The sequence below is a fragment of the Phaeobacter gallaeciensis DSM 26640 genome (genome assembly GCF_000511385.1).
Classification (GTDB): Bacteria; Pseudomonadota; Alphaproteobacteria; order Rhodobacterales; family Rhodobacteraceae; genus Phaeobacter; species Phaeobacter gallaeciensis.
The window spans coordinates 1302273-1315963 of record NC_023137.1 but is presented as its reverse complement, the minus strand read 5'-3'; the positions used below and the strand labels follow the sequence as shown (position 1 = coordinate 1315963).

Annotated in this window: 15 protein-coding genes; 9 read left to right on the top strand and 6 right to left on the bottom strand. The window is 60.6% G+C overall.

From position 1 onward, the window contains the following. Positions 1–56: 56 nt before the first annotated feature. Positions 57–1886 carry a class I poly(R)-hydroxyalkanoic acid synthase gene (phaC, locus tag GAL_RS06385; protein WP_024096767.1) on the bottom strand — a complete coding sequence of 610 codons (1830 nt, stop codon included), beginning with the start codon at positions 1884–1886 and terminating at the stop codon, positions 57–59. 145 nt (positions 1887–2031) lie between these two features. Between phaC and phaZ the strand changes: the two genes are divergently transcribed. Continuing rightward, the gene (phaZ, locus tag GAL_RS06380; RefSeq protein ID WP_024096766.1) at positions 2032–3306 is read left to right on the top strand and encodes a polyhydroxyalkanoate depolymerase; all 1275 of its coding nucleotides are present in this window, start codon (positions 2032–2034) and stop codon (positions 3304–3306) included. A 74-nt stretch (positions 3307–3380) separates the two neighbouring features. Further along, positions 3381–3953, top strand: coding sequence for a DUF6151 family protein (locus GAL_RS06375; protein WP_024096765.1), 573 nt, complete (start codon positions 3381–3383; stop codon positions 3951–3953). 20 nt (positions 3954–3973) lie between these two features. Here GAL_RS06375 and GAL_RS06370 read toward each other — a convergent pair whose 3' ends face one another. The 3 genes from GAL_RS06370 to GAL_RS06360 all read right to left on the bottom strand — a co-directional run bounded on the left by GAL_RS06370 (position 3974) and on the right by GAL_RS06360 (position 6198). Next, positions 3974–4864, bottom strand: a complete 891-nt coding sequence (locus GAL_RS06370; RefSeq protein WP_024096764.1) for an alpha/beta fold hydrolase — start codon at positions 4862–4864, stop codon at positions 3974–3976. Positions 4865–4870: 6 nt separating this feature from the next. Beyond that, positions 4871–5314, bottom strand: a complete 444-nt coding sequence (locus tag GAL_RS06365; protein WP_024096763.1) for a VOC family protein — start codon at positions 5312–5314, stop codon at positions 4871–4873. 104 nt (positions 5315–5418) lie between these two features. After that, entirely contained in the window at positions 5419–6198 is a 780-nt protein-coding gene (locus tag GAL_RS06360) for an alpha/beta hydrolase (protein WP_024096762.1), read from the bottom strand. A gap of 243 nt (positions 6199–6441) precedes the next feature. Between GAL_RS06360 and GAL_RS06355 the strand changes: the two genes are divergently transcribed. From GAL_RS06355 to GAL_RS06330, 6 genes are all read left to right on the top strand, one after another. Next, the gene (locus GAL_RS06355) at positions 6442–7446 is read left to right on the top strand and encodes an Lnb N-terminal periplasmic domain-containing protein (protein ID WP_024096761.1); all 1005 of its coding nucleotides are present in this window, start codon (positions 6442–6444) and stop codon (positions 7444–7446) included. Between the two features lie 212 nt (positions 7447–7658). Next, on the top strand, positions 7659–9605 hold the full coding sequence (gene thrS / locus GAL_RS06350) for a threonine--tRNA ligase (RefSeq protein WP_024096760.1): 1947 nt from the start codon (positions 7659–7661) through the stop codon (positions 9603–9605). 234 nt (positions 9606–9839) lie between these two features. Continuing rightward, entirely contained in the window at positions 9840–10145 is a 306-nt protein-coding gene (locus tag GAL_RS06345; protein WP_024096759.1) for a BufA1 family periplasmic bufferin-type metallophore, read from the top strand. 68 nt (positions 10146–10213) lie between these two features. Next, positions 10214–11062, top strand: coding sequence for an MNIO family bufferin maturase (gene bufB, locus GAL_RS06340; protein ID WP_024096758.1), 849 nt, complete (start codon positions 10214–10216; stop codon positions 11060–11062). Next, positions 11059–11814: an HvfC/BufC N-terminal domain-containing protein gene (locus GAL_RS06335; protein WP_024096757.1), complete on the top strand. Its 756-nt coding sequence runs from the start codon at positions 11059–11061 to the stop codon at positions 11812–11814. The genes bufB and GAL_RS06335 overlap by 4 nt, the downstream gene beginning before the upstream one ends. Positions 11815–11817: 3 nt before the next feature. Then, on the top strand, positions 11818–12354 hold the full coding sequence (locus tag GAL_RS06330) for a DoxX family protein (protein WP_024096756.1): 537 nt from the start codon (positions 11818–11820) through the stop codon (positions 12352–12354). A 78-nt stretch (positions 12355–12432) separates the two neighbouring features. On the opposite strand, the gene GAL_RS06325 is transcribed toward GAL_RS06330, so the two are convergent. Both GAL_RS06325 and GAL_RS06320 read right to left on the bottom strand, forming a co-directional pair. Further along, positions 12433–12801 carry a hypothetical protein gene (locus tag GAL_RS06325; RefSeq protein ID WP_024096755.1) on the bottom strand — a complete coding sequence of 123 codons (369 nt, stop codon included), beginning with the start codon at positions 12799–12801 and terminating at the stop codon, positions 12433–12435. A gap of 40 nt (positions 12802–12841) precedes the next feature. After that, positions 12842–13174, bottom strand: coding sequence for an arsenate reductase family protein (locus tag GAL_RS06320; RefSeq protein WP_024096754.1), 333 nt, complete (start codon positions 13172–13174; stop codon positions 12842–12844). A gap of 220 nt (positions 13175–13394) precedes the next feature. Here GAL_RS06320 and GAL_RS06315 point away from each other — a divergent pair, with 220 nt between their 5' ends. Further along, positions 13395–13601 (top strand): cold-shock protein, encoded by a 207-nt coding sequence (locus GAL_RS06315; RefSeq protein ID WP_014875099.1) that lies wholly within the window; start codon positions 13395–13397, stop codon positions 13599–13601. The last annotated feature ends 90 nt before the right edge of the window (positions 13602–13691 follow it).

The window sequence follows — 13691 nt, the reverse complement described above, 5'->3', positions numbered from 1 at the left end:
AGCATTTCAAGATTTTTATTGCTGCAATGCAGAATATTTTTGAGAACGACCTAAAATCAATCGCTTGACTGACGGCGGGCTTTCACCCGTACATAGTCCCCCGGCGCTGGCGTCAGCGGCGGATGCTGGGAATCGCCGGGATCACGGGCCGGGACCTGTTTGCCGGAACGCTTCTTGAGCCAGCTTTCCCAACGTGGCCACCAGGACCCTTCGTTGAAGGTGGCGCCCTCCCGCCAGCTGTCGGCATCGACCTTCAGATCGGTATTGGTGTAATGGCCGTATTTGTTGCGGGTCGGCGGATTAACAATGCCCGCGATATGGCCTGACTGGGCCACCACAAATGTTTTTGAGCGCGATCCCATCTGCTGCACGCCGCGATAGCAGTCTTTCCAGCGGGCGATATGATCGGTCTCACAGGTGATCGCCATCACCGGCACGGTCACGTCGCGCACATGCAGCGTGTGGCCCATCAGTTCAAGCCCGTCGCGCACGAATTCATTGCGCTGGCACAGGCCGCGCAGATACTGCATCGCCATCCGTCCCGGCAGGTTGGCGCCATCGCCATTCCAATACAGCAGATCAAAGGCTGGGGGCGTTTCCCCCATCATATAGCTGCGGATGGCCGGGCCGTAGACCAGATCGTTGGAGCGCAAGAAGGAAAATGTCCGCGCCATAATATAGGAGCGCAGCAAACCGTTGTTGGTTATCTCCTCCTCGATCCCATCGATGAAGTCGTTTTGCAGGAAGGGCGTGAACTCCCCCTGATCAGAGAAATCTGTCAGCGCGGTGAAAAACGTCGCCGATTTGATCGAGGTATCGCCCCGCTGTTTCAACAGCGACAGGGTCAGGCTGAGAGTGGTGCCGGCAATACAGTAGCCGACAGCATTGACCTGCTTGACCTTGCAGATCGACTTGGCGGTCTCGATCGCGCTCAGATAGCCCTTCTCGATATAGTCCTCCAGCCCCAGATCGGCGTGCTCCGCGCCGGGATTGAGCCAGGACACCACAAACAGCGTATAGCCCTGCTCCGTCACCCATTTGATCAGGCTGTTCTGCGCCTTGAGGTCGAGGATGTAGAATTTGTTGATCCAAGGCGGGAATAGCACGATGGGGGTCTCATGCACGGTTTCCGTAGTGGGACGATACTGGATCAGCTCCATCATCTCGTTGCGCAACACAACTTCGCCAGGAGTGGTCGCGATATTGCGGCCGATTTCAAAAGCGCTCTCATCCGCCAGCCGCACCACCAGCTCACCGTCATTGGCCTCCAGATCCGCAACCAGATTCTCCAGACCCTTGATCAGCGACTGACCTTCGGTCTCCACGGCCTTCTCCAGCGCGTCGGGGTTCGTCGCCAGAAAATTTGTGGGCGCCATCATCTGCACGATCTGGTCGGCAAAATAGCCGAGCCGCCGTTTGTCGATGTCGTCAATATCCTCGACCTCGGCCACGGCGTTGCGGATGGCCTCGGCATTGGTCAGATACTGCTGCTTGATAAAGTGGAAATAAGGGTTTGATTGCCACATCGGATTGGCAAAGCGGCGGTCGGCGGGGGAGCCAGACGCTGCGTCATCCGAGCTGTCACCTTCCAAGGATTTGGCCAAAAGCGACTGAGCTTCGGCGAAATTCACCACCGCCTGCCCCCAATACGACACTTGTTTTTCGAGCAGTTTTGCTGGGTTTTTCGCCATTTCCGACCAATAAGCCGTTGCTGCGCGTGCAAACAGCTCTTGATTCGGACCATCCAGAGAAGCGGGGTGAGTTTTTTTCTGAGCCAGAACATCCATCAGGCGTTTTGAAAGTTGCTCAACCCGCTCCATATTTTTTTTAATTCGTTCAATATGTTCCGGCGAGACTGCCGGATCCGTACTCTCGCTTGTTGTCATCTTAACAAATCCCCCGTAATCTTTCTGCTATGCAGAATACTGTCCGCCCATCATACGACAAAGCAGTGAAACGTCCGATGGGTTGTGACACAACCGCACGTGGATTCAGATCGGATCCAAGCGGCCAACGCAATGGAGATATAACATGCGTTACATGATGTCGTACGATCTGATGGAAACCATGCGCAACACCAACCAGTGGCTTGGCGCAACGGCCCTGTCGATGGCGTCGAACCCCGCTTTTGCCGCGATCCCCAATCCGGCACTCAGCTGGATGGCCGCCTGGGGCGAGGTCACGGAGCGCAGTTTCCAGCGCATGGTGACCAAACCTGACTGGGGCATTTACACCCAGACCTGCGCCGATGGCCGCGATCACGTGGTGGAGATCGACACGGTTGTGGAACGCCCCTTTGGCGATCTGATCCATTTCCGCGTGGCGGGCCGCGCCGAACAGCCGCGCAAGGTGCTGCTGGTGGCGCCGATGTCAGGCCACTACGCAACGCTGCTGCGTTCCACCGTCAAAAGCCTGATTGAAAACTGCGAAGTATATGTCACCGACTGGCATAATGCGCGCGACATTCCAGTCTCTGCCGGTAAGTTCGATATTGAAGACTACACGCTATATCTCGTTGATTTTATGCGTGAACTGGGACCTGACACCCATGTGATCGCGGTCTGTCAGCCGGCCCCGCTGACACTGGCCGCCACCGCCTATCTGGCGGAACAGGACCCCGGGGCGCAGCCCTCCTCGCTAACGCTGATCGGGGGGCCGGTGGATCCCGATGCCACCCCCACCGATGTGACCGACTTTGGCCGCCGGGTAACCATGGGGCAGCTGGAAGAGACGATGATCCAACGCGTCGGTTTCAAATATAAGGGTGTGGGCCGCAAGGTCTATCCGGGCCTGTTGCAGCTCAGCTCCTTTATGTCGATGAACGGCGAGCGTCACTCCAAAGCCTTCATGGACCAGATCCAGCGCGTCAGCCGTGGCGAAGCCTCTGACCACGACGCCCACAACCGGTTCTATGACGAATATCTCGCGGTGATGGACATGACGGCGGAGTTCTATCTGTCGACCGTGGAACGTGTCTTCAAAGGGGGCGAAATCGCGCGCAACGAGTTTGTCGTCGCCGGGCACAAGGTGGATATCGGCAAGATTACCGATGTGGCGGTCAAAACCGTCGAAGGCGCCAATGACGACATTTCTGCACCGGGTCAGTGCATCGCCGCGCTGGATCTTTGCACCGGCCTGCCGGAGGCGAAGAAGGCCAGCCATGTGGAACCGGGGGCGGGACATTATGGCATCTTTGCCGGGCGCAGCTGGCGTGACAATATCCGCCCGCTGGTGATCGAATTCATGAACGCCAATGCCCGCAAGGCAAAGAAACCGGCCGCGAAACGTGCCAAGGCAACCGCCTGACGCACCGCCAACAGCTGGGCCCGGCTGAACCGGGGTCTGAACCGGCCGGACGATGACATAAAGGAGCGCCCAGAATGGCCGATCTGCTGAGTTTCGCATGTGAGTGCGGCAAAATCCGTGGCGAGCTGTCGCAAGAGGCGCGCAAGGCGGGGACCCGCATCGTCTGCTTCTGCGCCGATTGCCGCGCCAATGAGATCTATCACAACCAGCCTGACCCGGCCCCCGGCCCGGTTGATCTGTTTCAGGTCAATCCCGATGGGCTGACATTTCATCAAGGTGAGGATCTGCTGCGGCTCATGCGGCTCAGCCCCAAGGGCTTGTTTCGCTGGTACGCGGGCTGCTGTGGCACACCAATGGCCAATACGCTGGCCAAACCCACACTGCCCTTTGCCGGGCTGCGGTCGGATCGATTTACCGATAAAAATGCGCTTGGGAAGATCCGCGCGCGGGCCTTTGTTCCAAAACAGGGCAAACAGCCCCGCACCGAAGGTGCCGCACGGATGGTCATGTCGCTGTTGAGCCGAATGATCTCGGCGCGGCTGTCAGGCCGGTGGAAGGAGACACCGTTTTTCGACACAGAGAGCGGTGAGCCGGTGTCAAAGCCAGAGGTGATCAGCAAGGAAGAGCGCACAGCCCTGCTCCGCTAACCCCCGTATGAATTACTGATTCAGCTGATCTTTAGCGGGTTTGTCAGGGTCAGTGGCGGTAGTGAAGGCGCTGCCGGTTGGGCCGCGCCCGCAGCGATAGTTGCGATATCCCGCGACGTGTCCGGTCTCTCGTCCTGATCCGGAGCAACCTCCGCCAGCCACTCAGCCATGGCACCGGTCACCTGATCCGGTTGTTCCAGCGTTGGCAGATGGCCTGCCTCCCCAATCACGCAGAGGCGTGCGTTGGGCATCAGGGCCGCCATGAATTCATGTCGTTTCAGCGGCGTCAACGGGTCCTGCGCACCGCAGAGGATCAGGGCCGGCCCCTTGAAACGACGCAGCGCCGCCTGCTGATCAGTCCGCCGCTGCAGGGCCCGCGCCTGCGCCACGAACAGTTCCGTTCCCAGGGTGCAGCCTTGCTCGTAAATGGCGTTGAGGATATCAAGCCGCTGCGGCGACGGCGCCAGACAGTCCACCGGCAGACAGCCGCGCAGAACATCCTCCAGCCGACCGCTGCGAGCTGCGATAATCAACGGCTCCCACTCGGCGGCCTGCGCCGGCGTATCAGGCAAGGGGCTGGTCGATATCAGGCAAAGTCTGCTCACCCGCTCCGGCGCGCGGCGCAGGATTTCCATCGCAACGATGCCGCCCATCGACAGTCCGGCCAGCGAAAACCGCGCTGGCAACTGTGCCAGCAGATGATCGGCGATGGTCTCAATCCGATCCCCCCCCAGCAGCGGCGCCACCATGGTTGGTATCACGCCGGAGAGTGCCCGCAGCTGCGGCACGAAGACTTCCGCCGTGCCCATTAGGCCCGGCAGCATCACCAAGGGAGCAATGCCCTGGTCAGCTGCATGCTCAGCTGTGCGCGCCCTGTTGGTCTGCCCTGTTCCGCCCTGCTGATCTGCCACCTGCGCCTATCCTTCTGTCTCTGTCCCGTAGCCGTTCCAGCGAAACGCGCCTCCATCAGACAGCGTCGAGAACGGGTTATGCGCGATTTCCCAGATATGGCTGTCGGGAGCACGGAAATAGCCGATGGTTCCTCCCCAGAACACCTCCCCGGCTGGGCGCAGGAGCGTGGCGCCCGCCGCCTCGGCCTTGGCCATCAGGGTGGTGACCTCCTCGGCACTGCGCGTGTTATGGCTGAGCGTCATCGCCCCGGTGCCCAGTTCCTCAACCGACAGCCCCATATCCTCAGCCAGTGACGCCAGAGGATAAAGCCCCAAGGTCTGCGAGATCAGGTCAAAAGCAATGACCCCATCGGGGCTCTCCGCCCGCTGCCAGCCAAGCGCCTCGTAGAAGGCCGCCGCCTGCTCCATATCCGGCACCCCGAGGGTGATAAGGCTGATGCGTTGCTCCATCGCGTCCTCTCCTGCTCGTAGCACCCCAGATGAGGGAGGCCTCATACTATTTACCGATGTTGCTGCAGGTTAGATTGCAACCTGCAACGTGGCTTTCCTATAGCTTAGCTGATCCCATCAGTGCCAGATAGCCCCAGAACCTCTGCAACAGCCGTTTCGATCAGGGCTAGGCAGGCGGGATCTGAAAACCGGTGATCAGCATCTTTGACCAGTTGCAAACGCATATCTGCGCAGCTGGCATGATCCAGCAGCCGCAGGGCGGTTTCCGTGCTGACGGCGGTGTCGGCGGTCCCCTGCAGACACCGCACCGGCATCGGCAGCGTAAGCGGATCGCGCAACACCAGATGGTCGCGGCCATCCTCAATCATGCGCTTGGTGATCACATATGGCTCCATGTAGTCGCTGGGCAGTTCGACCTGCCCGCGCGTCTCTAGCTCCGCCTTCTGGGCATCGGTGAAATTGGCCCAATAGCCATCCTCGGTAAAATCCGGAGCGGCGGCGATGGTGACCAGACCCGCCACCCGCTCCGGCAGGGTCCGCGCCAGCAAGAGCGCCTGCCAGCCCCCCATGGAGGAGCCGACGGGAATAATTTTGCCCGTGGTCAGCGCCTGAACCGCTGCCAGTGTGTCCTGATGCCAGTCACCAATGCAGCCCTCTTCAAAGGTGCCGGAGCTTTCACCGTGGCCGGAATAGTCAAACCGCAGAAAGCCTAATCCCCGCGCCTGCGCCCAGGCTTCCAGATGTATCGCCTTGGTGCCCTCCATGTCGGATTTCAGCCCGCCCAGAAACACCACCACCGGCGCCGTTGCATCGCCGCTTGCGGGGGTCAGATGATAGGCCAGGCGGCGACCGGTATCAGTGTCCAGAAATTGGGTTGCGGTCATAGTCTCCCCCGCGTTGATATTATGCCAAATCACATACCTCAGATCTGCCACGGCAATGGTGCCACGGCAATGGCGTGTTTGACCGCGGTCCAGCGCGCGCCCGACGCCGGTCGGCAAAGATGCAGTCAGGCAACGCCTTCGGGCTTGGCAACTTTTGTCCCGTGTAAGAGCCTTGCGACCCATCGCCGCCCTGCCTAGGGTCCGCGCGATATTCTTCTTTGCCCCACGATCAGGAGCCAGCCCTTGCCCCGTGCCCTTCGCCTTTTCTGTCTCGGCCTCCTCTGTCTGCTGATCCTTCTGACCACCGTCTGGGGGGCCATGGCGCTGTGGTACCGGCTGCCCGTCGACAGCCTCTGGCGCACTGCTGCGGCCTCCGGCTTTGCAGGTCTGGGTCTCGCGACCCTCTGGGCGATTATTCGGGGCCGCGCGCTGCGGGGGCTTTCGACCTTCTGTCTCGCGCTTGCGGCGCTGATCTGGTGGTGGGCGAGCCTCACACCTCCGGCAGAGGCCAACTGGTCGCCGGATGTCGCGCGGCAAGTCACCGGCACCCGCGATGGAGATATCCTGACGCTGACAGATGTGCGCAATTTCGACTGGACCACCCCGACCGAATTCATCCCCCGCTGGGACAGTCGCAGCTATGATCTGAGCCAGCTGAACAGCGTCGATCTGTTCATGTCCTATTGGGCCGGGCCAGAAATGGCACATATGATTGTCAGCTTCGGCTTTGAAGATGGCGCGCATATCGCCTGGTCGGTGGAGGTGCGGCGTCAGGTTGGTGGTGGCTTCTCCCCCATCGCGGATCTGTTCAAGACGAATACGCTGGTGCTGATCGCCGCAGACGAACGCGACGTGGTCGGCACCCGCACCAATGCCCGCAGTGAGGATGTGCAGCTGTTTCGCATCGACACTGATCCGGACACCGCCCGCGCGCTGCTGATGCAATATGTCGAGGCCGCCAACAGGCTGGCCGCGCAGCCGCAATGGTATAATTCGCTGACCTCAAACTGCACCACCGTGGTGATGACGATGATCCGCACCATCGTTGAGGACGTGCCGCTGGACTGGCGGGTGCTGGCCAATGGCTACCTGCCCGAATACGCCCATGATCAGGGGGTTCTGGCGACAGGCTACAGCACCGAGGAGCTGCGCAAACGCGGCAGTATCACCGCCAAGGCGCAGGCCCAGGGCATCACGCCAGACTATTCAGCCCTGATCCGCGAAGGCGTGCCAGTCCCCGCCCCCTAAGTCCGACCCGTGATCCTGGCCTTTGACCCTGGCCGTTGATCTTGGCCTTTGATCCGGCTTTTGCATCTTCTGGCACAAAATATCCCGGGGAGCGCGAGGGGCTGGCCCCTCGCCCGCTTGACAGCCTCACGCGCGCCTGCCAAAGGGACAAAACACCATAACCCGCAACCGGGCGTTCTGTGGGCGCCAAACCGACGAGGAGCAGCCAGACAATGGCCCAAATCTCTCTCACCTTCCCCGATGGCAATGCACGATCCTATGACGCAGGCATCACCCCTGCTGAGGTCGCAGCCTCCATTTCCACCTCGCTTGGCAAAAAAGCGATCTCCGCCACCGTGAACGGTGCGCATTGGGATCTGCAGTGGCCGATTGACACCGACGCCTCCATCGCGCTTCACACCATGAAGGACGAAGAGCAGGCCAACGAGCTGATCCGTCACGATCTGGCCCATGTGATGGCGCGTGCGGTGCAGGAGATCTGGCCCGACACCAAGGTCACCATCGGCCCGGTGATCGACAACGGCTGGTATTACGACTTTGATCGCGCGGAGCCCTTCACCCCGGAAGATCTCGGCACCATCGAAAAGAAGATGAAAGAGATCATCAACAAACGGGATGCGGTCCGGACCGAGGTCTGGGAACGCGACCGTGCGATCCAGCATTACACCGATAACAACGAACCCTATAAGGTCGAGCTGATTGAAAGCATCCCCGGCGATGAACCGCTGCGGATGTACTGGCATGGCGACTGGCAGGACCTTTGCCGTGGCCCGCACCTGCAGCACACTGGCCAGCTGCCGGGCGATGCCTTCAAGCTGATGTCCATCGCGGGCGCCTATTGGCGCGGCGACAGCGACCGCGCCATGCTGCAGCGGATCTATGGCGTTGCCTTCACTGGCAAGGAGAAGCTGAAAGCCCATCTCCACATGCTGGAAGAGGCCGCCAAGCGTGACCACCGCAAGCTGGGCCGTGAGATGAACCTCTTCCACATGCAGGAAGAAGCCCCCGGCCAGATCTTCTGGCACCCCAATGGCTGGAAAATCTACACCACACTTCAGGACTACATGCGCCGCATGCAGGACCGTGACGGCTATGTTGAGGTGAACACCCCACAGGTGGTGGACCGCAAACTGTGGGAGGCCTCAGGTCACTGGGACAAATACCAAGAGAACATGTTCATCGTTGAAGTGGACGAGGATCACGCCCGTGAAAAGGCCGTGAACGCGCTGAAGCCGATGAACTGCCCCTGTCATGTTCAGGTGTTCAATCAGGGTCTGAAATCCTACCGCGATCTGCCGCTGCGCATGGCCGAATTCGGCTCCTGCGCGCGCTATGAGCCCTCGGGCGCGCTGCATGGCATCATGCGGGTGCGTGGGTTCACTCAGGACGATGGCCATATCTTCTGCGCCGAAGACCAGATCGAATCTGAAACCGCCAAGTTCATCGCCTTCCTGTCCAAGGTCTATGCCGATCTTGGCTTCCATGACTGGACCATCAAACTCTCGACCCGCCCGGAAAAGCGGATCGGTTCGGATGAAAGCTGGGATTTGGTGGAGAAGGCGCTTGGCGATGCCTGCAAGGCGGCGGGCTATGAGTATGAGCTGCTGGAGGGCGAAGGTGCCTTCTACGGTCCCAAGCTGGAGTTCACCCTGACCGACGCGATCGGGCGGAACTGGCAGTGCGGCACCCTGCAGGTGGATCCTAACCTGCCGGAACGTCTGGATGCGAATTTCATTGGTCAGGACGGCAGCAAGCACCGCCCGTTCATGCTGCACCGCGCCACCCTTGGCAGTTTCGAACGCTTCATCGGCATTCTGATCGAAGAACACGCAGGCAAGCTGCCGTTCTGGCTGGCGCCGCGTCAGGTGGTTGTCGCCTCCATCACATCGGACGCGGATGACTATGTGAACGAAGTGGTTGAGACCCTGCGCGCCGCCGGCGTGCGGGCCGAGGCGGATATCCGCAACGAGAAGATCAACTACAAGGTCCGCGAGCATTCCGTGGGCAAGGTGCCGGTCATTCTGGCTGTTGGTCACCGCGAAGTTGAAGAGCGCACTGTCTCTGTCCGGCGTCTGGGCGAGAAACAGACCAAAGTCGAAGCGCTGGACGCTGTAACAAAAGCCCTGGCGGTTGAGGCAACGCCGCCGGATCTTCTGTAACATTTCTGCAGTGTTTCGCTGATCTTTACCGATTTACCGGCCCCCACTTGCGGGGCCGGTTTCTTTTTGCGCATGGTTTTAAGGGTTCGGCAGCCAGAAGGTTGTAATATACGGTCACAGCTGCTGACGCCCGCGTGAGACACAGGCTCGTGAATTCAAAGGCTTCGCTGCCTGAGCTAATGTCTGACTTGTAACACCGCCCACGCAATCAAATCCCAAAGAAGGAAGACACCAATGTCCAACACTGCAAAATCCCTCGCCGTCGCTGGTGCTGTTGCTGCTGCGCTGACCTCTGCCGTGGTCACCCCGGCTGCTGCCCAGTCCAAAGAGAAATGCTATGGCGTCTCCCTCGCCGGTCAAAACGACTGCGCTGCCGGTCCCGGCACCACCTGCGCAGGCACCTCGACCGTCGACTATCAGGGCAATGCCTGGACCCTCGTGGATGCCGGCAGCTGCGAGGGCATGGACCTGCCCGCAATGGCCGATGGCAGCGACCGCAAAGGTTCGCTGGAGCCGCTGGAGCGCGACCTGCCTGCATAAGCAAAGACTTAAGGCTGAGGGCGGGGGGAGTCTCCCGCCCTTTTTGTAACCGGATCAGAGGACCCGCCATGCTGGACGCCGCCCCTTCCCTGCCCGCCGCAGCCGGTGTTGGCTACAAGCCGCAACATTTTGCCGATATCCTTGCGGATGCCGGCCCGGTCAAATGGCTGGAAATCCACGCCGAAAACTACATGGGTGACGGTGGTCGCCCGCTGGCGCAGCTGCGCCACCTCTGCGAACAGTTTGCCATCTCCGTTCATGGCGTCGGCCTTTCCATCGGCGGCGAAGGGCCATTGGACGCCGACCATCTGGCGCGGCTGAAACATCTGGTAGGCTGGCTCAACCCGGCGAGTTTCTCCGAACATCTCGCCTGGTCCACCCATGACAGCCATTTCTACAACGACCTGTTGCCGCTGCCCTATACGGATGTGACGCTGGCACGGGTCTGTGATCATATCAATCAGGTGCAGGACACCATCGGTCGACGGATGCTCTTGGAAAACCCCTCCAGCTATCTGGCCTTTGCCGAAAGCACATGGTCAGAACCAGAGTTTCTGGCCGAGATCACCCGCCGCAGCGGCTGCGGGCTGCTGCTGGATGTGAACAATGTCTTTGTCTCCGCCACCAATCTCGACTTCTCGCCTCAGGGCTATATCGATGCCTTCGCGCTCGATCAGGTGGGGGAAATCCACCTTGGCGGCCATGATGAGGATGAGGACGACCACGGCAAACCGCTGTTGATCGACAGCCACGGCGCGGAAGTTGTCGATCCGGTATGGGCGCTGCTGGATTATACGCTGGCCAAATCCGGCCCCAAACCTGTGCTGGTTGAATGGGACACCGATGTGCCCGACTGGCCCGTGCTGGCCGCCGAGGCCACCCGCGCCACAACCGCGTTGGAGCGCGTCCCGGTATGAGCGTGAGCCAGACAGAATTCACACGCGCCATGATGGACGCGGCGCAGCCGGTGCCGGAGGGGCTGCTGGATGCGACCGGCGGGCCTGCCGGGCGCCGCTTCAGCGTCTATCGCAACAATATCGCCGTTTCCCTGACGGAGGCAATGCACAGCGCCTTTCCCCTGATCGCAAAGCTTCTGGGCAAGCAGAACCTCGACGGGCTGGCGGGTCTGTACCTGCGTGCCCATCCGCCCTCCTCGCCGTTGATGATGCACTACGGGGCGGAATTCCCGGAGTTTCTCGCCGGGATGGAGCAGTTGAAACATCTCGGCTATCTGCCGGATGCCGCGCGGCTCGACCTCGCCCTGCGCCGGGCGTATCACGCGGCGGACGCCACAGCGGTTGACCCGGCGCGTCTGGGCGCGCTTGCTCCTGAGCAACTGATGGCCACCGGGCTGACGCTGGCCCCCGCCGTGGCCCTGCTGCGCTCGCCCTGGCCGATCTATGACATCTGGCGATTCAACACCGAAGAGGGCGCGCCCAAGCCCCGGCATATGGCGCAGGATGTGTTGATCACGCGGCCGGAATTCGATCCCGTTCTGCACGAACTGCCAGCAGGCGGCGCGGACTGGATCACCGCCCTTACCCACGGGGCCACACTGGAAGAGGCCCTGACCGAGGTTCAGGCCGACCACCCGGATTTCGACCTCTCACACCCGCTCGCCCTGTTGCTGCAAGGCGGTGCAATCATTGACCTAGATCGCAAAGGATAACCGATGCACGCGCTTGTTTCCTCCTACACCTCTCTCACCGGCAGGGCCGACAGATTGTCGGCGTTCATCGTCCCAACCCTGGCGCGGCTGGTTTTTGCGGCGGTCCTGTTGGTTTACTACTGGAACTCCGCCGGGCTGAAGACGGATGGGTCGATCTTCTCGCCCTCCGCCGGGGCCTTCGGCCAGATCTTCCCCCATGCGGCTGAGGCCGTGCTCTATGATGTCTCCCAGCTCAATATCTTTCAGCGACTGGTGATCTTTGCCGGGACGGTGGCAGAATATGTTCTGCCTGCACTGATCCTGGTCGGGTTGCTCACCCGGCTGGCCGCCCTTGGCACCATTGGCTTTATTTGGGTGCAGACCATCGTCGATGTGACCGGCCATGGCGTCAAACTGGGCAGTCTTTTTGACAATGCCATTGGTCTGGTGGATCAGCGGGTTATGTGGACATTCCTGCTGCTGGTTCTGGTCTTCAAAGGCGCAGGCCCGCTGTCACTGGATGCGCTGGCGCGGCGCGCCACGGCGCCTGCCACTGCCTGATCTGGTCCGCTTTCGAATCCAAAAAAGGCGCCCTGCATCCGCAGCGGCGCCTTTTTCATGACCTTTATTCACGTCGGTTCAGAAATGCGCTTTCGGCTCATCCGGTTTTCCCGCCGCCAACGCCAGTAACCCGCCCAGAAGCGCCAGTGAGATCGGGAAGATGGTAAAGACATTCAACCCGAACCCGGCATATAGCCCTGCAGCCGACGCAAGCAGCAGCACCCCGCCCCACAGCGCGCGGGAGATCGCCATCGCGCCGCCCGCCAGTGCCAGTATCGGCGAGATCACCGCCAAGAGCCGCAGCTGATCAACATTCTCGACCTGCTGGGCAATCCCGTCGACCTCGCCAAAATACTCTACTGCGGCGGTGTAGCCATAGCCTGCAAACCCCACCACCATACCAATCAAACCGGCCACGATGCCCAGTACCAGCGCTGCATTGCGCATTCCTGCTCTCCTCCGTCAGTGCAGGACTGACATGGGGATGCTAGCCCTCAACGCCAAGGGCGGCCTTGGTTTTTGCATCCCAGCCGAGGTGCAGATCGCTGTTCAGATCAGGACCGGACTGGATCAGCGGGCGCTTCATCAGCGCCGGATGGGCCTTGAGCAACTCCAGGGGATCCGTCGCGCGTTCCGCCTCGCTCAACCCGCGCCATGTGGTGGAGCGGCTATTGACCAGACGATCGCCAAACTGCGCCAGCGCCTCTGTGAGAACCGCGTCCGGCACACCATCGGCGCGCACATCGACCAGCTGCGCCTCCGGCAGCTGTTTCAGCGCCTTGCGGCAGGTGTCACAGGTCTTCAATCCATAGAGTTGCACGTTTTTTCCTTTCCCGAGGGGGTGGCTCAGCACAATTTATGGTAGAGCCACGCTGTTTTGCTTGATTTTTACATGGTCCGTGCAAAAGTTAAAACCGGGTCAGGACAATTCCCCCGACCTGTTCTGTCTGCACACTGCGGCGGAACCGATCATGTTGCCCTGAAACATGAAATTATCGTGTGTTCATGGCAGCTCACTAGAAGGAAGGAGACACGGGAACATGGCGAGTGGCACCGTGAAATGGTTCAATACAACCAAGGGCTATGGCTTTATCGAGCCGGAAGGCGGCGGCAAAGATGTGTTTGTGCACATCTCACAGGTTGAACGGTCAGGGCTGACCGGCCTGGCGGATAATCAAAAAGTTGATTTCGAGATGACCGAAGGGCGCGACGGCCGCCAGATGGCCAGCGACATTCGCCCCCAATGATCGCGATACGGCTGCGCCGAGGTTGACCCTCGGGCGCAGCCTGCCGTACCACCAAATGGCCCTGTCAGCGCGCGCCTGATGGTTAGTCTT

What these genes read in the sequence shown, in the direction of transcription:
- phaC (WP_024096767.1), bottom strand. Translation starts at nt 1,886, where the DNA reads ATGACAACAAGCGAGAGTACGGATCCGGCAGTCTCGCCGGAACATATT.
- phaZ (WP_024096766.1), top strand. Translation starts at nt 2,032, where the DNA reads ATGCGTTACATGATGTCGTACGATCTGATGGAAACCATGCGCAACACC.
- GAL_RS06375 (WP_024096765.1), top strand. Translation starts at nt 3,381, where the DNA reads ATGGCCGATCTGCTGAGTTTCGCATGTGAGTGCGGCAAAATCCGTGGC.
- GAL_RS06365 (WP_024096763.1), bottom strand. Translation starts at nt 5,314, where the DNA reads ATGGAGCAACGCATCAGCCTTATCACCCTCGGGGTGCCGGATATGGAG.
- GAL_RS06360 (WP_024096762.1), bottom strand. Translation starts at nt 6,198, where the DNA reads ATGACCGCAACCCAATTTCTGGACACTGATACCGGTCGCCGCCTGGCC.
- thrS (WP_024096760.1), top strand. Translation starts at nt 7,659, where the DNA reads ATGGCCCAAATCTCTCTCACCTTCCCCGATGGCAATGCACGATCCTAT.
- GAL_RS06345 (WP_024096759.1), top strand. Translation starts at nt 9,840, where the DNA reads ATGTCCAACACTGCAAAATCCCTCGCCGTCGCTGGTGCTGTTGCTGCT.
- bufB (WP_024096758.1), top strand. Translation starts at nt 10,214, where the DNA reads ATGCTGGACGCCGCCCCTTCCCTGCCCGCCGCAGCCGGTGTTGGCTAC.
- GAL_RS06335 (WP_024096757.1), top strand. Translation starts at nt 11,059, where the DNA reads ATGAGCGTGAGCCAGACAGAATTCACACGCGCCATGATGGACGCGGCG.
- GAL_RS06330 (WP_024096756.1), top strand. Translation starts at nt 11,818, where the DNA reads ATGCACGCGCTTGTTTCCTCCTACACCTCTCTCACCGGCAGGGCCGAC.
- GAL_RS06325 (WP_024096755.1), bottom strand. Translation starts at nt 12,801, where the DNA reads ATGCGCAATGCAGCGCTGGTACTGGGCATCGTGGCCGGTTTGATTGGT.
- GAL_RS06315 (WP_014875099.1), top strand. Translation starts at nt 13,395, where the DNA reads ATGGCGAGTGGCACCGTGAAATGGTTCAATACAACCAAGGGCTATGGC.